22 protein-coding genes and 1 other annotated feature are annotated in these 25,316 nt (G+C 46.4%); of the genes, 12 read left to right on the forward strand and 10 right to left on the reverse strand.

Translation table 11 applies throughout. From position 1 onward, the window contains the following. Positions 1–3 precede the first annotated feature (3 nt). The 5 genes from K0I73_RS10465 to K0I73_RS10485 form a co-directional block, all read right to left on the reverse strand. Positions 4–822 (reverse strand): class I SAM-dependent methyltransferase, encoded by an 819-nt coding sequence (locus K0I73_RS10465; protein WP_220061087.1) that lies wholly within the window; start codon positions 820–822, stop codon positions 4–6. Between the two features lie 92 nt (positions 823–914). Next, positions 915–1,595 carry a M50 family metallopeptidase gene (locus tag K0I73_RS10470; RefSeq protein WP_220061088.1) on the reverse strand — a complete coding sequence of 227 codons (681 nt, stop codon included), beginning with the start codon at positions 1,593–1,595 and terminating at the stop codon, positions 915–917. Between the two features lie 53 nt (positions 1,596–1,648). After that, positions 1,649–2,014 carry a hypothetical protein gene (locus tag K0I73_RS10475; protein ID WP_220061089.1) on the reverse strand — a complete coding sequence of 122 codons (366 nt, stop codon included), beginning with the start codon at positions 2,012–2,014 and terminating at the stop codon, positions 1,649–1,651. Positions 2,015–2,108: 94 nt separating this feature from the next. After that, positions 2,109–2,822, reverse strand: coding sequence for a tRNA (adenosine(37)-N6)-threonylcarbamoyltransferase complex dimerization subunit type 1 TsaB (gene tsaB, locus K0I73_RS10480; protein WP_220061090.1), 714 nt, complete (start codon positions 2,820–2,822; stop codon positions 2,109–2,111). A 196-nt stretch (positions 2,823–3,018) separates the two neighbouring features. Beyond that, positions 3,019–3,492, reverse strand: a complete 474-nt coding sequence (locus K0I73_RS10485) for a GNAT family N-acetyltransferase (protein ID WP_220061091.1) — start codon at positions 3,490–3,492, stop codon at positions 3,019–3,021. Positions 3,493–3,643: 151 nt separating this feature from the next. Here K0I73_RS10485 and K0I73_RS10490 point away from each other — a divergent pair, with 151 nt between their 5' ends. Beyond that, positions 3,644–4,573, forward strand: coding sequence for a DMT family transporter (locus K0I73_RS10490; RefSeq protein ID WP_258405170.1), 930 nt, complete (start codon positions 3,644–3,646; stop codon positions 4,571–4,573). Then, positions 4,570–5,871, forward strand: a complete 1,302-nt coding sequence (locus tag K0I73_RS10495) for an NAD(P)/FAD-dependent oxidoreductase (RefSeq protein ID WP_220061092.1) — start codon at positions 4,570–4,572, stop codon at positions 5,869–5,871. Before K0I73_RS10490 ends, K0I73_RS10495 begins: the two co-directional genes overlap by 4 nt. Positions 5,872–5,990: 119 nt before the next feature. On the opposite strand, the gene yoaA is transcribed toward K0I73_RS10495, so the two are convergent. Further along, positions 5,991–7,919: a DNA repair helicase YoaA gene (yoaA, locus tag K0I73_RS10500; protein WP_258405171.1), complete on the reverse strand. Its 1,929-nt coding sequence runs from the start codon at positions 7,917–7,919 to the stop codon at positions 5,991–5,993. Positions 7,920–8,180: 261 nt separating this feature from the next. Then, positions 8,181–8,301 (forward strand) — a sequence feature (His leader region). 62 nt (positions 8,302–8,363) lie between these two features. Between yoaA and hisG the strand changes: the two genes are divergently transcribed. The 10 genes from hisG (at position 8,364) to K0I73_RS10550 (ending at position 19,682) form a co-directional block, all read left to right on the forward strand. After that, complete coding sequence (gene hisG, locus K0I73_RS10505; RefSeq protein ID WP_220061093.1) at positions 8,364–9,263, forward strand: ATP phosphoribosyltransferase; 900 nt, start codon at positions 8,364–8,366, stop codon at positions 9,261–9,263. Positions 9,264–9,306: 43 nt separating this feature from the next. After that, positions 9,307–10,623: a histidinol dehydrogenase gene (gene hisD / locus K0I73_RS10510; protein WP_220064342.1), complete on the forward strand. Its 1,317-nt coding sequence runs from the start codon at positions 9,307–9,309 to the stop codon at positions 10,621–10,623. 1 nt (position 10,624) lies between these two features. Then, positions 10,625–11,671: a histidinol-phosphate transaminase gene (gene hisC / locus K0I73_RS10515; RefSeq protein ID WP_220061094.1), complete on the forward strand. Its 1,047-nt coding sequence runs from the start codon at positions 10,625–10,627 to the stop codon at positions 11,669–11,671. An 81-nt stretch (positions 11,672–11,752) separates the two neighbouring features. Continuing rightward, entirely contained in the window at positions 11,753–12,820 is a 1,068-nt protein-coding gene (hisB, locus tag K0I73_RS10520; RefSeq protein WP_220061095.1) for a bifunctional histidinol-phosphatase/imidazoleglycerol-phosphate dehydratase HisB, read from the forward strand. After that, positions 12,817–13,488 carry an imidazole glycerol phosphate synthase subunit HisH gene (gene hisH, locus K0I73_RS10525; RefSeq protein WP_220061096.1) on the forward strand — a complete coding sequence of 224 codons (672 nt, stop codon included), beginning with the start codon at positions 12,817–12,819 and terminating at the stop codon, positions 13,486–13,488. Before hisB ends, hisH begins: the two co-directional genes overlap by 4 nt. Continuing rightward, a complete protein-coding gene (gene hisA / locus K0I73_RS10530; protein WP_220061097.1) occupies positions 13,485–14,222 on the forward strand; it encodes a 1-(5-phosphoribosyl)-5-[(5-phosphoribosylamino)methylideneamino]imidazole-4-carboxamide isomerase in 738 nt (245 codons plus the stop codon). The genes hisH and hisA overlap by 4 nt, the downstream gene beginning before the upstream one ends. Next, the gene (gene hisF, locus K0I73_RS10535; RefSeq protein ID WP_220061098.1) at positions 14,204–14,977 is read left to right on the forward strand and encodes an imidazole glycerol phosphate synthase subunit HisF; all 774 of its coding nucleotides are present in this window, start codon (positions 14,204–14,206) and stop codon (positions 14,975–14,977) included. Before hisA ends, hisF begins: the two co-directional genes overlap by 19 nt. Before the next feature lie 30 nt (positions 14,978–15,007). Continuing rightward, on the forward strand, positions 15,008–15,628 hold the full coding sequence (gene hisIE / locus K0I73_RS10540) for a bifunctional phosphoribosyl-AMP cyclohydrolase/phosphoribosyl-ATP diphosphatase HisIE (RefSeq protein WP_220061099.1): 621 nt from the start codon (positions 15,008–15,010) through the stop codon (positions 15,626–15,628). Positions 15,629–15,858: 230 nt separating this feature from the next. Then, on the forward strand, positions 15,859–16,965 hold the full coding sequence (locus K0I73_RS10545) for a phosphoribosylaminoimidazolesuccinocarboxamide synthase (RefSeq protein ID WP_220061100.1): 1,107 nt from the start codon (positions 15,859–15,861) through the stop codon (positions 16,963–16,965). Positions 16,966–17,543: 578 nt separating this feature from the next. Next, entirely contained in the window at positions 17,544–19,682 is a 2,139-nt protein-coding gene (locus K0I73_RS10550) for a M3 family metallopeptidase (protein ID WP_220061101.1), read from the forward strand. Between the two features lie 461 nt (positions 19,683–20,143). Here the strand turns inward: K0I73_RS10550 and lpxM are convergent, their stop codons facing one another. From lpxM to pheS, 4 genes are all read right to left on the reverse strand, one after another. After that, positions 20,144–21,079 (reverse strand): lauroyl-Kdo(2)-lipid IV(A) myristoyltransferase, encoded by a 936-nt coding sequence (gene lpxM, locus K0I73_RS10555; protein ID WP_220061102.1) that lies wholly within the window; start codon positions 21,077–21,079, stop codon positions 20,144–20,146. A gap of 258 nt (positions 21,080–21,337) precedes the next feature. Next, the gene (gene ihfA / locus K0I73_RS10560; protein ID WP_220061103.1) at positions 21,338–21,634 is read right to left on the reverse strand and encodes an integration host factor subunit alpha; all 297 of its coding nucleotides are present in this window, start codon (positions 21,632–21,634) and stop codon (positions 21,338–21,340) included. A 4-nt stretch (positions 21,635–21,638) separates the two neighbouring features. Further along, on the reverse strand, positions 21,639–24,026 hold the full coding sequence (gene pheT, locus K0I73_RS10565) for a phenylalanine--tRNA ligase subunit beta (RefSeq protein ID WP_220061104.1): 2,388 nt from the start codon (positions 24,024–24,026) through the stop codon (positions 21,639–21,641). 15 nt (positions 24,027–24,041) lie between these two features. Then, entirely contained in the window at positions 24,042–25,025 is a 984-nt protein-coding gene (gene pheS / locus K0I73_RS10570; protein WP_220064343.1) for a phenylalanine--tRNA ligase subunit alpha, read from the reverse strand. Positions 25,026–25,316 lie beyond the last annotated feature (291 nt).

Here is a 25,316-nt window from a genome sequence, read left to right on the forward strand (position 1 = left end):
TGCCTACTTTTTCACAAATTTTAACGTCATGCGATCGCTCTCACCTATCGCTAGATATTTTTCTTTATCTTGCTCACCTAAACGTAAACTCGGTGGCAATGTCCACACTCCTTTAGGATAGTCTTTACTGTCTTTTGCGTTAGCATTAACTTCACTGCTTGCCACCAACTTAAAACCAGACTGCTCTGCAAGGGCTATCATCTCTTCTTGAACCATATAGCCCGACTTGATCTCCATTCCGGGTTTAGCTCTGTGCTCTACCACGCCAAACACGCCACCGGGCTTAAGCACCTGATATGCCGCATCGAATACGTTCTCAAGTTGCTGCTTCATTGCCCAGTTATGCAGGTTTCTAAATGTCAGCACCACATCGGCGCTGTTATCGTCTCCAAGGGATGCTAGACGCGGGGGATCAAATGCCAAAACAGAGGCATTACCTAAGGCAGTATTATTATCACTAATCCATTGCTGTAACGCTTTACCTAAACGAATTTGATATCCAGGTAAGGTAACCCCTTCTGGAGGGTTAGCATCGAAGTTTGCAGCAATATAATGGCCATCAGAGGCTAAATAGGGCGCCAAAATCTCTGCATACCAGCGTCCACCCGGCCACAGCTCGATAACGGTATCAGTCGGTTTAATATCAAAAAAGGATAGGGTTTCGCCGGGATGACGATAGACGTCTCGTTGAAGATTTGCCTCTTGGCGCAGCTCATTGCTGAGGGCTGCTGTCAATTTCGGGTCCATTCCGGTATGTGCATTTGCTATCGAGCCAAACAGCGACGGCACTAACAACGCAGCAATTAATGTCATTTTTTTCATTATAATTCTCCCTGATAAAACCCTAAAACTACCAGCCTAAGCTAATAAATAATATATAAATAAACAGCTAGTTACACTTTGTTATTTAGTCACTATTTGGCAGCGCTATCGATACGTCGCCAACACAGCCACAGCATACTCAAACTGGTTAGCAGCCAGATACCCACCCAAATCCAAGCAGGAATCCACGTCTGTTGCGCTAGCATCACCGCATCACCTCGACCGTTTAATCCCAGCAGCACAGTGGGGCTTGCAAGCGCATTAAGCATCACCATCAGCGCCATGACACGAAGTGAAACAGTCAAAATATGACTATGACTTAACTTTAGCGGCAACAGAAACAGCAAGGCTAATATACCAAGGATCCCGATAGTTAACAGATCTCGTCCCCAAAACAGCACGGTCAACAAAACCCCAATACCTAAACACGCAAAGCTTGCGCGGATCCCCCTGCGCCAAATGGCTAGATTAAAAATGAGTAATCCCCACAGCGCAGCACCAAAATACCCAGCAAAACCTATGAGTACAGACCAGCCGCCCTGGCTAAAACAGAGCCCTGCGCCATTAGGAAATAGTTGTATATGACTCACTACGCCACCTGACAAAAGCGTCGCCAAACCGTGGGACAACTCATGAAAATAGCTTTCTAGCCATTTAAACGGAACACTTAGATAGGGAATTCGAGTCAGTATTATGGCTGACAACAGCTCAATAAAAAACTGCCCACGACTGGGTATAGTAGCGGATTGTCCATCCATTTTTTGAGTAGGCATAAGGGCTTTTGGCTAACTATAGAGAGGTAAGGAAGATGGTAACCCGATTAATATCACACATAGGTATCGATACCCACCATTTGTGAGATCGAATCGCGCTGAGCGGCGTGCTCATGAAGTAGATAGGTCGATATTGCGCTTTGAGTTGCTTGGGTGTTTTTATCATACTCAAGCTTGGCGTCGAGACGCGCACTTAGTTGCAGCTCTGTCGTTGCTTGTTCTGCGCTGTCTTGATCAGCTTCAATGTTTGGCTGCTCTTGTTGAGGCGCTTGGCGATACTCAGTGACAGACTCAAGCGCACCTACATCGGTAATAGGAGATAGTACTTGCACATCATTAAGTGGTGAAATGCTATCGCTAATACTCGTCGCGCTTGGCAATATATTATTGCGTATCACACTACCAGATTGGATCTGCATAAACTTACCTCACCTATACCTATTGATGTGCACAGCAGGCGATAACCCAAAGCACTATCACTAAGATTAAACCCAGCTATAAGATTAAACCAATTTACTCTCGACCGGAAAGCTTTTTCCAGGTCACCGTATCTCTTAGATAAACCGGTTGCAGACCTTCTACCTCGGTCGACTCCCCATTGGCATGTGCATTGACGGCCAAAGGGAGCATATATCGCGCTTCGGGGAACTTATCATCGGCTAGGAGCTGCATACCGCTACTCAGTAGCTCAGGATATGTATCAAAACCCGTGCCACAGGCGTAAACCGATTGCTGATAATCCAAAGCTCGGCTCACCTCTTCAGGCTTACATACCATTTCACTACCAACTAAGGCTGCAATTCCTTCACGGCTAACAAACTCCCCCCAATAGACTTCGCCCATACGTGCATCGATCGCGGCAACGATCTGCTCGGCGCCATGATTATCCATCGCCGCCTGCGCCATCGCCTGCAACGTTGAGATGCCAACAACGGGGAGATCTTGGCCTAAGGCGAGTCCTTGAGTCATCGAAGTGCAGATACGTATTCCAGTGAAACTGCCCGGGCCGCGGCCATAAGCGATTAAAGAGACTGCACTTAAATCGATGTCGGCCTCTTTCAATACGTTATCGACCATAGGAAGAAGACGCTGACTATGTTCACGCGGCGCATCGGCTTGCTCAGCATAAATATGGCCATTATGAGTCAGTGCAACTGAACACGACTCAGTACAGGTATCAAGCGCAAGAATTGTCAGTGGAGAAAGCTTATCTGTGTTTACAGGCATTAAATCAAACCAAATTTTAGGGACGTATAACAGTGTGCTTCAGCTCGAGGTAGGCCTTTCATCAAAAAAGGCAAGCCACGACAACAAGGGCACGCGTCTTTACGACCACCATCTAATAATGGACCGATTATAACGTAAAACTTACTAAGGTATAGCCAAAAACTTAGTGGCAAAGTCGCGCGAGATATAGCGAACCTTAAACTAAGGATTTATACATGGCGTAGGCGTCTATCGTAAAGCCTGTCGGATGAACCCAAGGTGAGAAATCCCCTAGCGTGTAGCCTTGCCCTTGATAAAACACCACAGCATTAAGCGATGCAGACAGGGACAAGGTGTTTAAGCCAGCCTCGATAGCCTGAGCCTCAAGAGCCCTGACTAGGCGTTTTCCATAACCTTCACCGATAAAACAGGGATCGACAAAGCAAGCTTCTAGGCTCGAACTTGAGCGGTCAATAAAACCAAAACCCATCAATTGATCGCTGTCATCTACCAATACCATCGCCTGATTACTCAATAAAACATTGCTGAAATGCACAGGCATCTCAACACCACTCCATTGCGCCAATAAGTCGGGCGGATAGTGGCTCGCACACCCCTTCGCGATGGCGCGTGTGCGAATTTGCCATATTTCACTCTCGTCGTTGTGAGTCGCCAATCTCCATGCCGACATATCTGCTCCAAATAAAAACCCATGTCATTAACGACAATTACTCGCTACCATAGCAGCGCAGCCATTGACGATTCAACCATGGCTAACAAATATAATCGGTTAATGGTACTCATCAGTAAACGATGATTTTTCTTCATATCAAGGAAGGCTATTGGACAGCTTAATAGTATCGAACACCTCAAAGGCTTGGCATCAAGGTGCCATGTTATTTGCACTTTGCTCTGCGATGCTGATGGGCACGATTGGCGCACTGGCACAAGCAAGCATGCTCGATGCCACAACGGTGACTTTTTACCGCCTATTAATCGGTGCCCTGTGCTTGCTAACATATATGGTGATCACTGGTAAGCATCGCCAAATTCTTCACCGTCCCAGCAAGCAAAATGTCATAAACGGCGCCATGCTGGCTGGATTTATGGCCTTTTATGTCGAAGCCATTAACTACATCAACATGGCAAATGCGGTGATGGTGATCTATCTGGCGCCGCTGTTCACAGCCGTAGCCGCGCATTTCTTGTTTGCAGAAAAACTTAATAAGTTTACCCTCGCCGCCATAGTGATTGCGCTCATAGGGGTAGTATTTATATTACCCAATCTCTCTTCGCTAACTGCCGATCCTCAGCAATGGCATGGCTATGGCTTCGCGCTCTTGACACTGCTTACCTATAGCGGTTTTATGCTGGTTAATCGCAGGCCCATACCTTGCACTCCCTATCAAAGTACCTTAGTCCAGCTCACGATAGGCGCAGGCTGCTTACTACCTTTTGCGCTTAATCAAGAGGTTACTCCCACCACTGTACAGTGGGGCTGGTTGCTACTTATTGGGCTATTGCCTGGTTTCTTAGCCATCTTGTTGGCAGTTAAGGCGTTACGGGAGCTGCCCGCTGCAACCTTTGGCACCTTAGCCTATATGGAACCAGTAACTGTGGTGCTACTTGGCTGGACGCTGTTTTCACAATACCTTACAGTAGATCAATTAGTTGGCTGTGCCCTGATCCTTATTGCAGGGATTATTCAAACCCGCTATAGCCTGAAACATCATGTAGATGTCGTAACACCATCACACAGGAAACACGTATGAGTAGTGAGCAAATGAGGATCGTTATTGTTGGAGGTGGTGCTGGCGGACTCGGTCTCGCCACTCAGTTAGGGCATAAGCTCGGTAAAAAGGGCAAAGCAGAAATTATCTTAATCGATAAAAACCGCACCCATATTTGGAAACCGCTACTTCATGAGGTCGCAACAGGCTCACTCGATGCCGATCTCGACGGTGTGGTTTATTCGGCTCACGCCGTAAAGCATGGTTATCACTTTCAACTTGGCGAGCTCAATAATGTCGACCTAAAGCAAAAATGTATCACCTTAGCCCCCATAGTTAACGCCAGCGGCGAATATCTATTACCCAGTAGGCAGCTGAGTTACGATAAACTGGTACTCGCTGTTGGCAGCGTGAGTAACGATTTTGGCACACCTGGAGTACAAAAGCACTGCTACTTTCTCGACTCCCACCAGCAGGCAAATCGATTTCACGATGCATTATTAGATAGCTTTACCCGAGTGCATCAATCGGATGAGCTCGGCGCGTTAAAAATTGCCATTGTTGGCGGCGGCGCAACTGGCGTTGAGCTGTCAGCAGAGCTATATCATGTCACCGAACTGCTTAAAGTCTACGGTTTGAGCAAAATGACCGCCGATAAACTCAGCATTAGTTTAATTGAGGCAGGTCCTCGTATTCTCCCCGCACTACCAGAGCGAATTGCCGCATCAGCCACACGCGAGCTGACCAAACTTGGGGTAGAAGTCAGGCAAAACACCCGTATCAGCGAAGCCACGGCGAAGGGATTTTTAACCTCAGAATCTGAACTTATCGATGCACACCTCATGCTTTGGGCGGCGGGCGTTAAGGCGCCAGAGTTTATTAGACAGATAGATGGATTAGAGCTTAATCGCGCCAATCAGATAGTGGTCAAGCCGACACTGCAAAGTCTCACCAACGACGCTCTCTATGTGATCGGCGACTGCTGCGCCTGTAAACAAAATGATGGCAGTTTTGTGCCACCGCGAGCACAATCTGCCCATCAGATGGCCCAATGCGTCGAAACTAACATTCTTAATGAAATCAATGGTAAAAGTTTGATCGAATATGAATATATCGATCATGGATCATTAGTAAATTTATCGCGCTTTAGTACCGTCGGTAGTTTAATGGGCAATCTCACTAAAAACAGCATGTTTGTGGAAGGTAAAATTGCTCGCTTTATGTATATCTCCCTTTATCGTATGCACCAAAAAGCGATTCATGGCGTAGCTAAAACCTTCGCCCTATGGGTAGCAGAAAAAATAATGCGAGTCGTGCGCCCAAGAATGAAGCTGCACTAACTTTTTAGCGGTGGTGAGAATGAAAGTGAAACAGGGTTACTTCCTCTGTTTCACTATCCTAGATTACTTTTCGCTAATCCGGTAACCCGCTAACAAAAATAAGCGAGTTCGAGATGAATCTAATCAATGTGTTCTAAAAACCGAATAGCATTGCCCAAGTCACGGGTACGCTGCATGGGTGGCAAAGAGTTGATAAATGCCTGTCCGTAGGGGCGATTAACGATACGGTTATCACACAAGATCAATACACCGCGATCTTTTTCGTCACGGATCAATCGACCTACGCCTTGATTTAAGGTGATAACCGCTTGCGGCAAGGACAAGCTCATGAAAGGGTCGTTACCCTCACGCAATACCCCTTCGGCCCTCGCCTTATACAAGGTATCATCGGGTGACATAAATGGCAGTTTATCAATAATGACGCAGCTTAATAGTTTACCGCGCACGTCGACCCCCTCCCAAAATGCCCCCGTCCCCAACAAGACCGCATTGCCCAGTTGACGATACTTTTTCAGCAAGGTTTGTTTGCCAGCTTGGCCCTGCACTAATAAGGGATATTGCACTCGACCGTGTAGCGCTTGCGCCACCTGATTGAGCATTCGATGACTGGTAAACAGCATGAAAGTACGACCTTTAGCGGCATTGATGGCTTTTATCGCCACATCAACCAGCTGCTTAGTGGCGTTATTATGTTGGCTGACGCTCCCGAGATGACGAGGCACACAAAATAGCGCTTGGCGGCCGTAGTCAAATGGACTATCTAAGATCAAAGTTTTAGCAGCAGTAAGCCCAAGCGCTTTGGTGAATAAACCAAGATCACGATTAATTTGTAAGGTCGCAGAGGTAAAAATCCAGCTGGTGTCAGCTCGAAACAGCGCTTCACACTCTTTGGCCACATTGATAGGTGAAATACGCAGCACTATATGTCGATAGCCATATTCGACGCTGTAGGCGCTATTGTGATTGTCACATTGGAAAAATACCGCCAATTTACTTAAGTAAGCATCGAGCTTTTCAACACAATCATCGAACTCTTCATTGCGGCCAAGGTATCCAAGCAACATATTTTTATAGGCAGTTAGCTCCTCTAGCAATCCCCACGAGACGGCCATCAATTCTCGATTACTGAGTAAGTAACGCCAATCCACTTGCTCTGTTGCAACCATTAAAGATTGCCATTGTTCAAGTTGGGTTAAACAGCGCGCCGTCATGGCTGCTATCTGCGGCGAGTCAGCCATAGATTGCCGATAAAGATTGGCAAATTGTTCAATAAGATTAAGTAAACTTTTGATACTCAGTTGCTGACCAAAATAGGTCACTGCAATATCAGGCAGCAGGTGAGCCTCATCGAAGATAACCGCATCGGTATCGGGCAATAGCTCGGCAAACCCGGTCTCTTTTAGAATACTATCGGCAAAAAACAGATGATGATTCACTACAATAATCTTGGCATCCATTGCCTTTTGCCGCGCTTTACGGGTAAAACAGGCTTCATAATGCTCACAGGCTTTACCTATGCAAGTCTCTTTTGAGCTAACGACTAACGGCAAGGCCGCTGAGTTTTCTGAAACCGTGTTGATTCCGCCAATATCACCATCGATGGTCTGTCCGGCCCATTGATTTATACGCAAAAGATCATCTAACACTTGGCTATCCATCACATCTGCGCCGCTGAGTTGCCGCTCCATATTGCGCTGACACAGATAGTTACTACGCCCTTTAAGTAACGCGACCTTCAGTTTGATATCGAGCATCTGTTGCAGTGCAGGCAAGTCTTTAAAAAACAGCTGTTCTTGTAAGTTTTTACTGCCGGTACTGACAATAACTTGCTTACCACTTAACAGCGCGGGAACAAGATAGGCATAGGTTTTTCCCACACCTGTTCCCGCCTCCACGACCAGATTTTGACCATCCCAAATGGCCTCGCTCACTGCCGACGCCATTTGTTGCTGTTGAGGTCGACAACTGTAGCCACTCACTAAACGGGCAATGACGCCGTCATTAGCAAATATCCGCTGCACCTCTTGGGTTAATCTGCTGCTGGTCAATCTAGGTCCATGTTCAATCTGATATAAAGTGATGCAGGCATTATCCGTGTTTCATCTTTGAGTACAAGTAGAGGCCGTCCCCGAGATGGATATTTGGATAACAAGTTTGCTCGAACAAACTGAATATTTTTCATTGCAGAAAAATAAGGGTTGCATAAACACTCAATCTTGATTAGTTTAAATACAACTAAGGCGAAAGCATCGCCAAATTACAAAATTATCGACACGAGAAAAGAATATGACACAGCGTTTGAACACTATCCATCATCACCATCATATGCGGTAGCCTTCGGACGCTTACTGCCGGAGGACTATTTCCTTCTGGCGGTTGATTCAAGAAAGATCAAAAACCCCTGGAAGGAATTCCGGGGGTTTTTAGTTTTAAATCTAAGCTTTTGTTTTTATACAATTAATTTTATTGAATCAACGTAGAGGAAGTCAGTTATGTCAGAGTCAAACAGATTACGTATCGCCATTCAAAAATCGGGACGCCTGTCTAAAGAATCACAAAAGCTATTAAAAAGTTGTGGTGTTAAGTTTAATGTTAATGAACAACGCCTTATCGCACACTCTGACAATATGCCAATCGACCTGCTGCGTGTGCGTGATGATGATATTCCAGGCCTAGTCATGGATGGCGTCGTTGATCTCGGCATCATTGGTGAAAACGTGCTCGAAGAGGAGCAAATTGAGCGTCAAGCCATCGGCAAACCTGCTGAATGCATTAAGCTAAGAGAGCTAGATTTTGGCGCCTGTCGACTATCACTGGCTGTACCGACCGAATTTAGTTACCAAGATGCGACCTCACTCGAAGGGCTGCGTATCGCCACCTCTTACCCGAACCTACTTCGCCGTTATATGCAAAAAAAGGGCATAAGTTATCGCGACTGTATGCTCAAAGGCTCGGTGGAAGTGGCGCCCCGCGCTGGCCTTGCCGATGGGATCTGTGACTTGGTATCGACAGGCGCCACTCTAGAAGCAAATGGCCTGTACGAAACTGAAGTAATCTACCAATCTATGGCCTGCATCATTCAATCGACTCAAGAGCAAACCCCAGAAAAGCAAGCACTGATCAATAAAATCCTCTCTCGTATCAATGGCGTTGTACGTGCCAAAGAGAGTAAATATATTCTGCTGCACGCGCCCACCGAAACTCTCGACCAAATTGTAGCCCTATTACCTGGCGCAGAAAATCCAACCGTACTGCCCCTTAACGATGATACCAATCGCGTCGCTATCCACGCGGTAAGCACAGAAGATCTGTTTTGGGACACGATGGAGGAGCTCACTAAGTTAGGGGCAAGCTCAATCCTTGTCATGCCAATCGAAAAAATGATGGGTTAACACTATGACGCTAAATACGAGTACCGATGCGATGAAGGTCGAGATGCAACAACTCAAGTGGGCAGTATTAAGCCTTGGCGAGCAACAACAGGCGTTGCAGCGCTCTCCCCTCGTCGGCGATTTGGCGCTAGAACAGAGTGTCAAAACCATTATTGATACAGTGGCTAACGAGGGTGATATCGCGCTTAAGCAATTTTCAAAACAGTTTGATAAAGTCGAATTGAATGATCTTGCACTGTCTGATATTGAGATAGAAGCCGCCTGCGTGCGCGTCAGCGATGAGATAAAGACCGCCATAGCGCAAGCCATGAGCAACATTGAGACCTTCCATAAAGCACAAGCGTTTCAAGGGATAGATGTTGAAACACAAACGGGCGTGCGCTGCGAGCTTCGTAGTGAGCCCATCAAGAAAGTAGGTCTTTATATTCCTGGGGGCAGTGCGCCGCTCATATCCACCGTATTGATGCTCGCACTGCCAGCCAAAATTGCGGGATGTGAGCAACGTGTTCTCGTCAGTCCTCCGCCCATTGACGATGCCATCATCTATGCTGCCAATGCATGTGGGATCACAGAGATTTTTCAAGTCGGTGGTGCCCAAGCTATCGCCGCCTTAGCATTGGGCACTGAGTCAATTCCTGCTGTCGATAAAATATTTGGCCCAGGTAACCGCTATGTGACCGAAGCTAAACGTCTGGTATCCCAAGATAGTCGCTGCGTGGTGAGTATCGATATGCCAGCAGGCCCTTCTGAGGTCTTAGTTATCGCAGATAAAGACGCGAACGCCAGTTTTATCGCCGCCGACCTATTGTCTCAAGCGGAGCACGGCCCTGACTCGCAAGTGATGCTGGTCACCGACAGCCAAAATCTGGCCGATGAGGTCAATCAAGCGCTGCAACAACAACTTACTCTATTACCTAGAGCCGATATAGCGAAGACAGCGCTAAGCTGCAGCCGCACCTTACTGGTTAGCGATATGAATGAAGCCGCTAAAGTGTCCAACCGTTATGGCCCTGAACACTTAATTATTCAAACCAATGCCCCCCGTGAGCTACTTAAGCAAATTCGCGCTGCGGGCTCGGTATTTTTAGGTGCCTACACACCAGAGTCCGTGGGTGATTATGCCAGTGGCACTAACCATGTGTTACCCACCTACGGTTATAGCAGGGCCGTATCTAGTCTATCACTTGCCGATTTTAGCCGCCGATTTACCGTGCAAGAACTCAGTGCGGAGGGCTTAATGGGGCTAGGACAAAGCGTGATGACGCTTGCCAGCGCCGAGCAACTCGATGCCCACAAAAATGCCATTGCAGTGCGTCTACTTAGCATTGAAACCGAAACGAGTATGGATAAGGAAGCGTAATATGGGTCAGCAGAAGTTAACTATTGCCGAGCGACTAGCACGTCCAGAACTACTGACGCTGCAGCCCTATCAGTCTGCGCGCCGCATTGGAGGTGAAGGTCAAATTTGGATCAATGCCAATGAGTCGCCTTTTAACAACAGTGATGTCGATAATCTCAACCGTTACCCTGAATGTCAGCCACCAGCGCTCATTAACGCCTATGCGCAATACGCCCAAGTGCGCAGTGAGCAAATCATCACCAGTCGCGGCGCCGATGAAGCTATCGAGCTGTTAATCCGCACATTTTGCGTGCCGGGCAAAGATAGCATCGCCTGTTATGGGCCGACCTATGGCATGTATGCCATTAGCGCCAAAACCTTTAATGTCGGCGTTAACGCCCTGCGCCTCAATGATGAGTATCAACTGCCAAATGATATCGCAGAGCAAGTTAGCGATGCCAAGCTAGTGTTTATTTGTAACCCCAACAATCCAACTGGTACTGTCATTAGCCCACAGGTAATAGCACAGGTTATCGCAAAGCTGCCTGATGCACTCGTTGTTGTCGATGAAGCCTATATTGAGTTTTGCCCCGACTATAGCGTTGCCAACCTTATCGACCAGTTTGACAACCTTGTGGTGCTGCGCACCTTGTCCAAAGCGTTTGCGCTGGCTGGCGCGCGCTGTGGCTTTATGCTTGCCAATGAGATGATCATTGAGATGGTGATGCGAGTCATCGCGCCCTACCCTGTGCCTTTGCCTGTATCCAACCTTGCTTGCGAGGCGCTCAGTCCACAAGGGATAGACACAATGAAACAACAGGTTAGTCAACTTAAACAAAATGGTTTACGACTCAGTGAAGCCTTGCTGCGCATCGGCGCTCAAGTCCTGCCCGCCAATGGCAACTTTGTACTAGCGAACTTTGACAATGTCACCGAGATCCAAAACAAACTTAAACGAGGTGGCGCCGTCGCGCGGGCCTATAAAGATCCCGCCCTTGCCAACAGCATTCGCTTTAGTTTTGCCAGTGATGAACAAACGGATACGTTAATCAAACTGCTTGTCGATTAATCGCTGTGAAGCACAGATATAGACCCATATAACCCTAGCTAGTGGCACAGAATAAAAATAGAAATTGAAGGTAGAATCAAGATGAAACAAAAGATCCTTTTTATCGATAGAGATGGCACCATCATCGAAGAGCCGATCACCGACAAACAGGTTGATAGTTTGTCCAAGCTGGTATTTGAGCCACAGGTGATCCCCGCGCTACTTAAGCTACAAAAAGCGGGTTATCGACTCGTCATGGTCAGTAACCAAGATGGATTAGGCACACCCTCATTCCCGAAAGATGATTTTGATGCCCCACAAAACATGATGATGCAAATATTATCCAGCCAAGGTGTGGTCTTCGATGACGTGCTTATCTGCCCTCATTTTAATGATGAGAACTGCAGTTGCCGCAAACCTAAACTGGGATTAGTCAAATCTTACCTTTCCGAAGGCCGCGTCGACTTTACCGCCTCTGCCGTCATAGGCGATAGAGAAACCGATTTAGGTCTTGCCGATGCCATGGGAATAAAAGGGCTGCAATATAACCGTGAAAGCCTTAATTGGGGTGCCATTGCCGACGACCTATTGGGCACTAACCGTGTTGCAACGGTCGTGCGCACCACGAAAGAAACCGACATTCGCGTCACCATTGATTTAGATAGTCAGCAGAAAAGCGACATCAATACTGGCATTGGCTTTTTTGACCACATGCTAGATCAAATTGCCACCCACGGCAGCTTTAAGATGGATGTTAGCGTCGATGGCGACCTAGAAATTGACGATCACCACAGCGTCGAAGATACCGCCTTAGCCATTGGTGACGCACTAAGACAAGCCCTGGGTGACAAACGCGGTATCGCTCGCTTTGGCTTTAGCATCCCTATGGATGAAGCTAGTGCATCTTGTTTGCTGGACCTATCAGGACGGCCGTTCATCAAATTTGACGGCCAATTTGAACGTGAAATGGTGGGCGAGATGGCCACCGAAATGGTGCCGCATTTTTTCCGCTCTTTCGCCGATGGGCTGCGCTGTACCCTGCACCTATCCACCAATGGCGACAACGATCACCACAAGGTCGAAAGTCTGTTTAAAGTGCTTGGTCGCACCCTTAGCCAAGCCGTCAAAGTCGAAGGTGATGCCTTGCCATCAAGTAAAGGTGTGTTATGAGCAATGATAAAGACAGCACCATTATCATAGACACTGGCTGCGCCAATTTAAGCTCGGTTCGCTATGCTTTTGAGCGCATCGGTGCCGATGTTGAAATTAGTGACGATTTGGCCAAGATCAACGCCGCTACCCGGGTCGTACTACCCGGTGTGGGTAGCGCTCAAGCGGCTATGGCATCACTTAATGACAAGTCCCTCGTCGATACCATTAAGTCACTGACCCAACCCGTACTCGGCGTCTGTCTTGGCATGCAGATGATGACCAACTCATCGACTGAGCGCGGTAACTTTGCGGCCCAAAGCAACACTAACGGTTGTCGCTGCTTAGGACTTATCGACACAGAAATTAGTGATCTCGATAGCCACGGGCTGCCACTGCCGCACATGGGGTGGAACCAGATAACGCCAACGGCCCATCCATTATTTGAAGGAATTGCCGCTGGCAGTTACGTCTATTTTGTTCATAGCTACCGCGCGCCAATCAGCCAATACACCATAGCCCAGAGTGAATATGGTGAAGCTTTTAGCGCTGCGATCGCGAAAGACAATTTTATGGGGGTGCAGTTTCACCCGGAAAAAAGTGCCGCCATTGGCGCTCAGATCCTGAAAAACTTTATGAAAATGACCAGTAACAGTCTAAATCCACAAAGATCAGAGGTTGCCCAATGATTATCCCTGCAATCGATCTTATCGAGGGTCAAGTAGTACGCCTCTATCAAGGCGACTACAACCAGCAAACAACTTTTGCCTTAAGCCCGCTATCACAGCTGCAATCCTATCAAGCGCAAGGCGCAAAGTGGCTGCACATTGTCGACCTAACAGGAGCGAAAGATCCCGAACTTAGTCAAACAGCATTGATAGCTGAGCTAGTGAACGGGCTTGATGCCAATATTCAAGTGGGCGGCGGCATTCGCAGTGAGGCGCAAGTGGCTGAACTACTGGAAATAGGCGTAAAACGCGTAGTGATCGGCTCACTCGCGGTCAAAGACACGGCACTGGTGCAAAGCTGGTTTACCAAATATGGTAGCGATGCCATCTGTTTAGCACTCGATGTGAACATCAATGAAGTGGGCGAGAAAATCGTTGCCGTGTCAGGCTGGCAATCGGCTGGCGGTAAAACCTTAGAGTCCTTGGTGGAAGCCTTTAAACCCTATGGCCTAAAACACGCCCTGGTGACCGACATCAGTCGTGATGGCACCCTGAAAGGCAGTAACACAGAATTATACCAAGAGATCGCTCAGCTTTATCCCGATATTGCATGGCAAGCCTCTGGTGGTATTGCTACTCTCGATGACGTTGCAGCAGTAAGAGACAGTGGCGCCAACGGTATTATTATCGGCAAAGCCCTGTTAATTGAAAACTTTAGTGTCGAGGAGGCTATCCAATGTTGGCCAAACGCATAGTCCCCTGCCTCGATGTCCGCGAAGGTAAAGTGGTTAAAGGCGTCCAGTTTCGCAACCATGAAATTGTCGGCGACATAGTGCCACTGGCCTCACGTTACGCCCTCGAAGGCGCCGATGAATTGGTCTTTTATGATATCACCGCCAGCGCGCACGATCGGGTTGTCGATAAAAGCTGGGTGAGCCGGGTTGCCGAGCAGATAGATATCCCCTTCTGCGTCGCAGGCGGAATAAAAACGATTGCTCAGGCGCGAGAAAAGCTTGCCTTTGGCGCCGATAAAATCTCGATAAACTCACCCGCTTTAAGCGATCCTAGTCTTATCGATCGCCTACAAGATGAGTTTGGCCGCCAATGCATCGTCATTGGTATTGACTCCTTCTACGACGCCGACACCGATAGCTATAAGGTCAAACAGTTTACTGGGGATGAAGCAGCCACTAAGGATACCCAGTGGTATACCCAAGATTGGGTAGAAGAGGTGCAAAAACGCGGCTGCGGTGAAATCGTACTCAATGTGATGAATCAAGACGGCGTTCGTCAAGGCTATGATATAAAACAGCTCTCAATGATCAGAGCGATATGTGATGTCCCCTTAATTGCCTCAGGTGGCGCCGGTACTATGGCGCACTTTAAAGAGGTCTTTGGAGCTGCCAAAGTGGATGCAGCATTGGCTGCCAGCGTGTTTCATAAGGGGATCATAGACATTCAAGCATTAAAACGTTACCTACAAGATAATGGCATCCAGATGCGTCTATAACCGCAGGCTGATGAGGCTCAAGGATTAACAATGAAAAACATAGAAGATTTTTCCAACTTAGCTTGGGATAAACAGCAGGGACTCATTCCTGCCGTGGTACAAAACCACCTTACCGGTAAAGTATTAATGCTCGGCTATATGGATAAAGCCGCATTAACAAAAACCCTAGACACCAAAATGGTGACCTTCTTTAGTCGCAGTAAACAACGCCTGTGGACCAAAGGTGAAACCTCAGGTAACACCCTAGATTTAGTGGCCATCGATTGTGACTGCGACAATGACAGTTTATTAGTGCAAGTGATCCCGAAAGGTCCCACCTGCCACCTCGAACGGGAGAGTTGCTGGCCCGATGGCGAGGCGCACCCCTTTATCGACAACTTGGCGAACCTAATCAAATCCCGCAAGGGACAAGACGCCAAAAGCAGTTACACGGCTTATCTGTTCGAACGAGGCACTAAACGCATCGCCCAAAAAGTTGGCGAAGAGGGGCTGGAAACTGCCCTTGCCGCAGCAACCCACGACAAAGAGGAATTGGTTAACGAAGCCTCAGATCTTATCTACCACCTCTTGGTGCTGCTGGAAGATCAAGAGCTCAGCCTTGCCGACATAACCGCTAATCTGCTCAAGCGCCACAGTCAATCGAGTCAATAGCATAGAGTGAGTAGCAAGTCATTGTGCGAAGAGCCCATCCGGGCTCTTCTTTATGCGCCACGTCAGCCACAACCAACAATATCCACCTAACATCACAGCGATAATTCATTAAACAAAACACTCTGTTTTTACGTAAGTTATGCAACTGAAAAGACTGTTGCCACCTGTCAGTTCTGTTACAATTGCGCCGTTATCTCATCCTCTAACATTACATAAAAAAATAAAACCCTATGAATCAATCAAACAAAGTTTTAGCCGTTAATGACGACCTACCTATCCGTACCGATAAGCCGGTACACTCAGGTAAGGTCCGCAGCGTATATTGGTTAACCGCAGAAGACAGTGCCCGTCTTATCGAGCAAAAAGGCTACGATGTGCCTGCCGATACCCCGCTGGCCATCATGGTGATCAGTGACCGTATCTCAGCCTTTGACTGCATCTGGCAGGGTGAAAATGGCCTCAATGGCGTGCCAGGAAAAGGGGCGGCGCTTAATGCTATCTCAAACCATTGGTTCAAACTGTTTAAAGAGAAAGGGCTAGCCGATAGTCATATTCTCGATGTACCGCACCCATTCGTATGGATCGTACAAAAAGCACAACCTGTAATGGTTGAAGCGATTGCAAGACAATATATTACCGGTTCAATGTGGCGTGCATATAGCAAAGGTGAGCGTGATTTTTGTGGTATCACGCTCCCAGAGGGGTTAGAGAAAGATCAGAAGCTTGAAGAAGTGCTGATCACTCCGTCAACCAAAGGTGTGTTAACCGGCCTTGAAGGCGTCCCGGAAGCGGATGACGTCAACGTCTCGCGCGCCGATCTTGAGCGTCACCTAGCGGGCTTCAACTTCCATAGCGAAGACGATATCGACCTGTACGAAAAGCTGTTAAAAGAGGGCTTTGCAGTGATCAGTGACGCCCTCGCAGAACAAGATCAAATATTTGTCGATACCAAGTTTGAATTTGGCTACGTAAAAGATGCCAGCGGCCAAGAGAAGCTTATCTACATGGATGAAGTCGGCACACCTGATTCATCACGTATTTGGGATGGTGAAGCTCGTCGCAACGGCAAGATCGTTGAGAAATCAAAAGAGGGCTTCCGCCAGTGGTTGCTGAACCACTTCCCTGATCCTGATATTTTACTCAACAAAGAACGTATGCCCGAACGTTTTGCCCTCGCACGCGATAATAAGCTGCCGACAGATGTGATGATGGATATCTCAAATACCTATGTTGGAATAGCAGAAACCATAATAGGCAAAAAACTCGTCTTAAGTGACAATCCGCGTCAGGAAGTGATTGATATCCTACGTGACGAGTATCAACTGATCGTGGAATAGTTAGTTAAATGAGTTAGGTAATGAGCGAATTAATTTGCCTTAAATGAGAAAAAGCGCAATCGACCTTTTTGGTGATTGCGCTTTTTTATTGAAATACGATTTAGCATTAGCGAACAAAATAAACAATGAATAAAATTTAATGTCAGGCTCAGTAGATAAATAATTACTTACAATTAACACATCATCACACCCAACCGATATATTTTACAATTGAAGGTGACTGCTTATTGTTCCACCGCTGTCACCTTGGTTATCAAGATGTTACAGCTAGAATACATAAAAAACTTAACTATCAATATATTGCCTGGTTAAATTGAATGCGAAAACGGATTGATACACTCTGTTAACATAGTGTGTTTCAAGGTAATTTGATTTTGGAATCAACGAGCGCTCACGCTTAAACATCAGAAACTACAATTAGTCGACATCATCTCAACACACCATTAATTGAAACTTAAAATTTGCATTTGATATAAGTCACACTCACTTGGTATGGTTAGGCGTCAATTATAGATTTAACACAGCAACAGACTATAAAACTCAATAACATGTTGCTCGCAATCACCTAGGGAGAATCCATGCGTAAGTCCATTATCACCACAGCTATTTTGGCCAGTTTAGCCCTCACCGGCTGCAGCGAAGCACCAGCGAACAAAGAATCCACTGTAAAAGCAAATACCGCCTCATCGAATGAAGTTCAAGCTAGTAATGTATTAATGCATAAAAGTGATTTGCAATACCAAGCGCCGAAATTTGATCAAATCAAGATGGCTGACTATGCCCCCGCCTTTAGTCAAGGCATCGCCGAACATGACGCCGATATAGCAAAAATCGTTGACAATAAAGCAGCGCCTACGTTCGATAATACTATTGTGGCCATGGAAAAGTCTGGCACCTTGTTAACTAGAGTGTCTAAAACCTTTTTCAACCTTGCCAGCATGAATTCAACCGATGAAGTACAGGCGCTTCAGGCCGAACTCGCTCCAAAGCTAGCCGCTCACAGCGACAATATCTATTTAAATCCTCTGTTATTTGCCCGCGTTGAAACCATTTATCAGTCACGTCATGAGTTATCAGCAGAAGATCAGCGTTTAATCGAGTTTTATTACCAAGCGTTTGAACGCGCTGGGGCCAAGTTATCTGACACTGACAAACAAAAAATGCGTGATCTCAATAGCCAATTAGCCAGCTTAACCACAGAGTTTTCAAAGAATGTACTGAGCTCTTTTAAAAATGATGTGATCATCGTTAACGATAAAGCCGAGCTTGATGGTTTATCTGACGCTGAAATTTCAACCTTAGCTCAAGCGGCTAAAGACGCAGGTAAAGAGGGCTATCTTATCACTCTGGTGAACACCACCAGACAACCTATTCTCACCAGCATAAACAACCGAGCGCTTCGTCAACGTGTATGGGAAACCTCCGCTAACCGCGCGATGGATCTTAACGGCCCCAATATTATTAAGCAGTCACATCTGCATGCAGAAAAAGCCGCGCTACTCGGTTACGATTCATGGGCTGATTATACCGTTGCCGATCAAATGGCTAAAAAACCTGCCGCAGTCTACGAGATCTTAGATAACTTGGCACCCCAAGCGGTTGAAAAAGCTAAGCAGGAAGCGGCAGATATCCAAGCTGAAATCGTAAAATCTGGTGAAAAATTTGAACTGGCACCTTGGGATTGGGCTTATTTCGCCGAAAAGGTCAGAAAAGAAAAATACGATCTCGATCAGAGTCTAGTCACTCCCTACTTCGAATTTAACCGCGTATTAAACGATGGTATGTTCTTCGCCATGGAGAAACTTTACGGCATCACGGTAAAGCCTCGCAACGATCTACCAGTATGGAATCCTGATGTACTCGCCTATGAAGTCTTTAATAAAGACGGTTCCTCTTTCGGTATTTTCTATCTTGATCCCTATGCTCGAGAAGGAAAAAATGGCGGAGCCTGGATGGATGAATTTGTGACTCAAAGCGGTTTGCTGGGTAATAAGCCTGTTATTTATAACGCGCTTAACATTCCAAAGCCGGCTTCTGGACCAACGTTAATGACCTTCGATGAAGTGACCACCATGTTCCACGAATTTGGTCATGCCGTTCATGGACTATTTTCTGATGTGAAATACCCAAGTTTAGCGGGTACCGCCACTGCACGTGATTTCGTCGAATTTCCTTCACAAGCCAACGAAGATTGGGCTGTAGACCCTCAAGTTATTGCCAACTATGCCAAGCATTACCAAACTGGCGAGCCTATCCCTGCGCCATTACTCGAGAAGGTATTAACAGCAAGTAAGTTCGGTCAAGGTTTCGACACGACTGAATATCTAGCGGCCGCCATTTTGGATATGGAATGGCACTCAATAGGCGTCGACACTAAGATTGATGATGTCGCAAAGTTTGAACATGAGGCTCTGGCTAAACACGGAATCGATTTTGCGCCTATTCCACCACGTTACAAATCGGCTTACTTTAGCCATGCCTTTGCCGGCGGCTATTCAGCGGGTTACTACGCCTATCTATGGACCGAAGTATTCGCAGCCGATGCATTTAGCTATATGAGTCATAACGGTGGCCTATCGCTGACAAACGGTAATAACTTCCGTAATAACGTATTGTCTAAGGGCAATAGTGAAGATTTGATGCAAGATTACATTAAGTTTACCGGCAGAAAACCTACAGTTGATGCCCTGCTTAAGCGCAGAGGGCTTGTTGACTAAGCCGACTCGTTGACGAAGACATAGCGTCTTAAACAATCTAAGAAAAACGGCAGCCTATTTAGGTTGCCGTTTTTATTTATAATAATCAGTTACGCTAAACTCGTAATAAACGCCAATATCTACAAGCAACAAAGAACTCTGTTCTAGCAAGACGCCGTAAATGTATCCCATTAGGCTCTACTAAACAATCCGTAACTTACACTCTAGTAAAGCTTAACGGTAACCTTGAGTTTTAAGCCATTAAACATCGCCGGCTCTATAACTGTCATTCGTTTTATTTCAGGCAAAGCCTAACTGATGATAACCGCCGATTGAAATAGGGGTTTGGCGCTGAAAATAAAAAGGCGAGCTAAGCTTAACGCCTTACTCACCTTTTCTACTTCTCATCTTTTAGCCGCAATTTATTAAGTCAGACTTAAGCGGCAATCAAGACATTAAACAATCAAGACCATGAACAATCACTAATAGATTGATGCTTCTCCAGGTGGACGAGTCCGTAATACTTTTAAAAACCACATATATTGCTCAGGGTAAGCACTGATCACCTGCTCTACTGCGCGATTAAGCGCAAGCGCTTCATTCTCTTTACCTTGCATCTGCTCTGGTGCTATCGGCGGCATAACCGTCAGCTTATACTTTCTGCGCTTTTGATCGTAACCAATCTTAACAGGCATCACTTGCGCGTTTCCTGCCGCCGCTAACCGGCCAACCACAGGAAGCGTTGCTTTAACCGTTGCAAAAAACGGCGCAAACACGCTTTTATCTGGGCCTAAATCTTCGTCGGGCAGATAGAAAAAACTGTTGTCGTTTTTCAACTCAGAAAGCAGAGCCCGAATGCCTGCTTCACGCATATAAATATTGCCGCCTTGGGAGCTGCGCATCCGATTATTAAACCAATCAAATAGCTTATTGCGATGCGCCTTGGCCATAGAAACCATGGGCAAGTCGACATTCAACCTTAATCCTGCATACTCTATTCCCCAGACATGAGGCATGATGAATATAACAGGTTGTCCAGCATCTCGAGCTTGCTGCACATACTCAAAGCCTTCTAGCTCGACTCTTCGACGTAAATTGGCTGTCGAGCGAATAAGTAGCTCTGATTGCGCGAGCAAGATCATCACAAAGTTTTCGATATTATCATCGAGTAACTGAGCAATATCGGCTTCCGACTTTTCAGGGAAACAGGCTTGGAGATTTGCCCGTGCAACACGTAACGGCTTTTTGGCTATCTTCTTCACCAACTTAGCTAATGTTCGCGCAATAGGATCCCGTAACCAAGCAGGCATCAAGCCAAAAACGACCAAGATAACTATCGCAATCCACGTGGGCCAATGCTTAGGATGTAATAGTTCAGCCTTAAAACGACGATCAAAATATTTCGGTTTTCTAGACAAGTCACTCAACCTCAAACTTGCAAAGCGTTGTACCAACAAAACTTAATAGTTGGCTTAATTTAATCGCGGCGAAAATGGACTGATACAGGCATAGGTTAAGACGACTTATGCTTTACGCCAATCAAAAACCTACCACCATCTAGCCCTTAACCATCAAATTAGCCAAATAGTTAACACTACTGATAATGGATACAACAGGGTACAGAAAAAACAGAAAAAGCCACTCAATGAGTGGCCTTAACGTTTAACTCAGTCTAGCTATTTACCGGCGTTAGCCTCTTCCACTCGACTCTTAAGTTTCTGTCCTGGACGGAAAGTCACCACTCGACGAGCAGAAATTGGAATATCCTCGCCTGTTTTAGGGTTTCTTCCCGGTCTTTGATTCTTGTCCCTAAGGTCAAAGTTGCCAAAGCCAGATAACTTGACCTGCTCACCGTTTTCGAGTGCTTGACGAATTTCTTCGAAAAACGTCTCAACCATCTCTTTAGCCACTCGCTTATTAATACCAAGCGTTTCAAAAAGATGTTCTGCCATTTCGGCTTTGGTAAGTGCCATACTTTTAATCCCTCAACAATGCGTTGAACTCTGACTTGAGTTCAGAAACTACCTTATCAACCATCTCGGCAATCTCTTTTTCTTCAAGTGTACGAGCGTTATCTTGTAGTGTAAGTGCTATCGCCAGACTCTTTTTACCTGGTTCAACACCTTTACCTTGGTATACATCGAACAAGTTTAAGCCAACCAACTGATTTTCGCCAACTTTTCTTATCAAATTTACAACATTTCCTGCAGATACTTGCTCATCAACAACGATGGCAATGTCTCTACGGTTTGCTGGAAACTTAGATACAGCCTGAGCTTGCGGCAAACTGGCATGCAATAAAGCGTCTAATTCGAGTTCAAAAACAATTGTTTTACCGTTGAGTCCAAATGGCTTTTCTAAGCTAGGATGGACGGCACCGATGACACCAATTACACGATCATTTCTTAATATTTCAGCACATTGCCCCGGATGAAGAGCTGGATGTGATGCTGATCTAAAAGTAAATTCTTCATCAGAAACTGTCAAGCCGATAATGGCTTCTAAATCGCCTTTAAGGTCGAAAAAGTCAACAGTTTTTGACTCCATTGACCAATGTTCATCATTTTGGTTACCCGAAATGACCGCGGCTAACATAGCTTGTTGACGCACTTGAGATTCTGCACTTTCATCAGGCACGAAACGCAGACCCGTTTCAAACAATCGAACACGGTTTTGTTGACGGCTTTGATTGTAACCGACTGCCGTTAACAAGCCTGTGAACATCGACAAACGCATCGCCGACATTTCGACTGATATTGGGTTTGGCAAAATCATCGCTGCTTCACCTGGATGAAGTAGTTCTTGAAGCTTGGGATCAACAAAACTGTAGGTCACAGCTTCTTGGAAACCACGGGCTACCATCATAGTTCGCACACGCTTTAAGCTGATGTCCGACTCTTTATGATCAGGCATACGCAGTGCTGCGACAGGCGCGGTATTTGGAATATTGTTGTACCCATAAATGCGTGCAACCTCTTCGATAAGATCTTCTTCAATCGCCATATCGAAGCGGTACGTAGCGGTGATCACATTCCAAGTATCACTGGCGAACTCAACACTAAAGCCTAGGCGCTCTAGAATCTCTGTTACGTCGCTATCACCAATATGATGACCTAGGACGCGATCCAGCTTACTACGGCGCAGCTGGATGCTTACAGGCTTAGGAAGATGCTCATCTGACTTAGATTCGACCACAGGGCCAGCTTCACCACCACAGATATCGAGTACTAGACGTGTCGCTCTGTCGATAACCTTAGCTTGAAGCTCTGGATCGACACCACGCTCGAAACGATGTGACGAGTCCGTGTGTAAACCTAAGCGACGTGACTTGCCCATAATGGCGAGCGGTGCAAAAAACGCACACTCCAACAGAATATCTTTAGTTTCATCCGTTACGCCTGATGCTTCACCACCAAATACGCCAGCTAGCGCCAACGCTTTTTGCGTGTCTGCGATGACTAATGTATCCGCAGGCACAGTGATCTCATTGCCGTCGAGTAAGGTCAGTTTCTCTTCGCCATCGGCTAGGCGAATAGTAATATCACCAACAAGGGTCGCTAAATCAAACGCATGCATAGGCTGACCAAATTCGATCAACACATAGTTTGTAATATCTACAATGGGATCGATTGAGCGAATACCACTGCGGCGAAGCTTCTCTTGCATCCACATGGGAGACGGCGCTTTAACATTGACGTTCTTAACGACACGACCTAAATAACGCGGGCATGATGCAGGAGCCTGATTATTGATAACGATAGCATCATCAATCGTTGGGATTACCGCTTCCCACGTAGGCTCAGTCACCGCTTGACGATTCAATACACCCACTTCACGAGCCAAACCAGCCATGCCTAAGCAATCTGCACGGTTCGCGGTCAGATCCACATCGATGACGGCATCATTAAGATCAAGGTAGTCACGCACATCGCTGCCAATTGGCGCATCGAGTGGCAGTTCAATAATGCCATCGCTCTCGATATCGATACCAAGTTCGCCGTAGGAACAAAGCATACCGAATGAGGGTTGACCACGAAGTTTAGCCTTCTTGATCTTAAAATCACCAGGCAATACGGCACCAACCATTGCAACCGCAACTTTGAGGCCTAATCGACAGTTTGGCGCACCGCATACGATATCGATCAATTCATCTTGACCCACATTGATTTTGGTTACGCGTAATTTGTCCGCATCTGGATGCTGACCACATTCAACGACTTCGCCTATGATAACCCCAGAGAATTCACCCGCTACAGCATCAATGCCATCGACCTCTAGTCCTGCCATGGTGATCTGGTGCGAAAGCGCTTCACGAGTTACATCAGGATTAACCCATTCACGAAGCCAAGATTCACTAAATTTCATTTTTTACTCGCTCCGTTATTTGAATTGCTTAAGAAAACGTAGGTCGTTTTCGAAGAATGAACGCAGGTCGTTAACTCCGTAACGCAGCATAGAGAGACGCTCTACACCCATACCGAAAGCAAACCCTTGATACTTCTCAGGATCAATTCCTACGCTGCGCAGTACATTTGGATGTACCATGCCGCAACCCAATACTTCTAACCACTTACCGTTCTTGCCCATCACATCCACTTCCGCAGAAGGCTCAGTGAAAGGGAAATAGGATGGACGGAAACGTACTTGCAAATCTTCTTCAAAGAAGTTGCGTAGGAAATCATGTAAGATCCCCTTTAGCTCTGCAAAATTGACATTTTCGTCGACCATCAAGCCTTCAACCTGATGGAACATTGGCGTATGCGTTTGATCATAATCGTTACGATAAACGCGACCAGGAGAGATAATTCTTAGCGGCGGCTGCTCATTTTCCATGGTACGGATCTGTACCCCTGATGTTTGAGTACGCAGCATCAGCTTGGGATTAAAATAGAAAGTATCATGGTCGGCACGGGCAGGATGATGTTCAGAAATATTAAGTGCATCGAAGTTATGGAAATCATCTTCGATTTCAGGCCCCTGCTTCACGCTAAAACCAAGTTCACCAAAGAAAGTTTCGATACGTTCGATCGTACGCGTCACGGGATGAAGCCCACCGTTATCAATACGACGACCTGGTAACGTAACGTCAATGCTCTCTTGCGCTAATTTCGCTTCCAGTTCCAATGCCTTCAAACCATCGATACGTTCAGATAGTTTTTGTTGCACGGCTTGCTTAGCTTGGTTAACGGCTTGACCAAAAGCGGGTTTCTCTTCTGCGCTAAGCTTACCCATCATCTTCATCATGTCGGTGATCTTACCTTTTTTACCTAGGTAATCGACACGAAGATCATCGAGGGCTTTCAGATCGTCTGTCCCTTCGATAGCCTGCAAGGCCTGTTCTACGATTTCTGTTAACTGTGACATCATCTCTTCCAGTACGCCTGCCCCCCAAGGTTGAGAGCCAAGACTTTCTATATGCTAACTATTCATCTTGCGAAAATAGAAAAAGAGACAAATTTTACGTGACCATAGGCCGTTTGACTAGGGCTTATTTAGTATTTTTCTAACGAAATCCGAGAGAAAAGCGATCTCATCCAACCTCAATGCAATTAGTTGAACAAAAAACGGACCTATTATGTAATTTAGATCCGCAACGCGATGTCGACGATGCGCCAGATGCTAGCTAGGTTGATAGGTTATCCTGGCAAGGAAAAC

Origin of the sequence: Shewanella mesophila, from assembly GCF_019457515.1 — a bacterium.
Classification (GTDB): domain Bacteria; phylum Pseudomonadota; class Gammaproteobacteria; order Enterobacterales; family Shewanellaceae; genus Shewanella; species Shewanella mesophila.

What these genes read in the sequence shown, in the direction of transcription:
- K0I73_RS10465 (WP_220061087.1), bottom strand. Translation starts at nt 822, where the DNA reads ATGAAAAAAATGACATTAATTGCTGCGTTGTTAGTGCCGTCGCTGTTT.
- K0I73_RS10470 (WP_220061088.1), bottom strand. Translation starts at nt 1,595, where the DNA reads ATGCCTACTCAAAAAATGGATGGACAATCCGCTACTATACCCAGTCGT.
- K0I73_RS10475 (WP_220061089.1), bottom strand. Translation starts at nt 2,014, where the DNA reads ATGCAGATCCAATCTGGTAGTGTGATACGCAATAATATATTGCCAAGC.
- tsaB (WP_220061090.1), bottom strand. Translation starts at nt 2,822, where the DNA reads ATGCCTGTAAACACAGATAAGCTTTCTCCACTGACAATTCTTGCGCTT.
- K0I73_RS10485 (WP_220061091.1), bottom strand. Translation starts at nt 3,492, where the DNA reads ATGTCGGCATGGAGATTGGCGACTCACAACGACGAGAGTGAAATATGG.
- K0I73_RS10495 (WP_220061092.1), top strand. Translation starts at nt 4,570, where the DNA reads ATGAGTAGTGAGCAAATGAGGATCGTTATTGTTGGAGGTGGTGCTGGC.
- hisG (WP_220061093.1), top strand. Translation starts at nt 8,364, where the DNA reads ATGTCAGAGTCAAACAGATTACGTATCGCCATTCAAAAATCGGGACGC.
- hisD (WP_220064342.1), top strand. Translation starts at nt 9,307, where the DNA reads ATGCAACAACTCAAGTGGGCAGTATTAAGCCTTGGCGAGCAACAACAG.
- hisC (WP_220061094.1), top strand. Translation starts at nt 10,625, where the DNA reads ATGGGTCAGCAGAAGTTAACTATTGCCGAGCGACTAGCACGTCCAGAA.
- hisB (WP_220061095.1), top strand. Translation starts at nt 11,753, where the DNA reads ATGAAACAAAAGATCCTTTTTATCGATAGAGATGGCACCATCATCGAA.
- hisH (WP_220061096.1), top strand. Translation starts at nt 12,817, where the DNA reads ATGAGCAATGATAAAGACAGCACCATTATCATAGACACTGGCTGCGCC.
- hisA (WP_220061097.1), top strand. Translation starts at nt 13,485, where the DNA reads ATGATTATCCCTGCAATCGATCTTATCGAGGGTCAAGTAGTACGCCTC.
- hisF (WP_220061098.1), top strand. Translation starts at nt 14,204, where the DNA reads ATGTTGGCCAAACGCATAGTCCCCTGCCTCGATGTCCGCGAAGGTAAA.
- hisIE (WP_220061099.1), top strand. Translation starts at nt 15,008, where the DNA reads ATGAAAAACATAGAAGATTTTTCCAACTTAGCTTGGGATAAACAGCAG.
- K0I73_RS10545 (WP_220061100.1), top strand. Translation starts at nt 15,859, where the DNA reads ATGAATCAATCAAACAAAGTTTTAGCCGTTAATGACGACCTACCTATC.
- K0I73_RS10550 (WP_220061101.1), top strand. Translation starts at nt 17,544, where the DNA reads ATGCGTAAGTCCATTATCACCACAGCTATTTTGGCCAGTTTAGCCCTC.
- ihfA (WP_220061103.1), bottom strand. Translation starts at nt 21,634, where the DNA reads ATGGCACTTACCAAAGCCGAAATGGCAGAACATCTTTTTGAAACGCTT.
- pheT (WP_220061104.1), bottom strand. Translation starts at nt 24,026, where the DNA reads ATGAAATTTAGTGAATCTTGGCTTCGTGAATGGGTTAATCCTGATGTA.
- pheS (WP_220064343.1), bottom strand. Translation starts at nt 25,025, where the DNA reads ATGTCACAGTTAACAGAAATCGTAGAACAGGCCTTGCAGGCTATCGAA.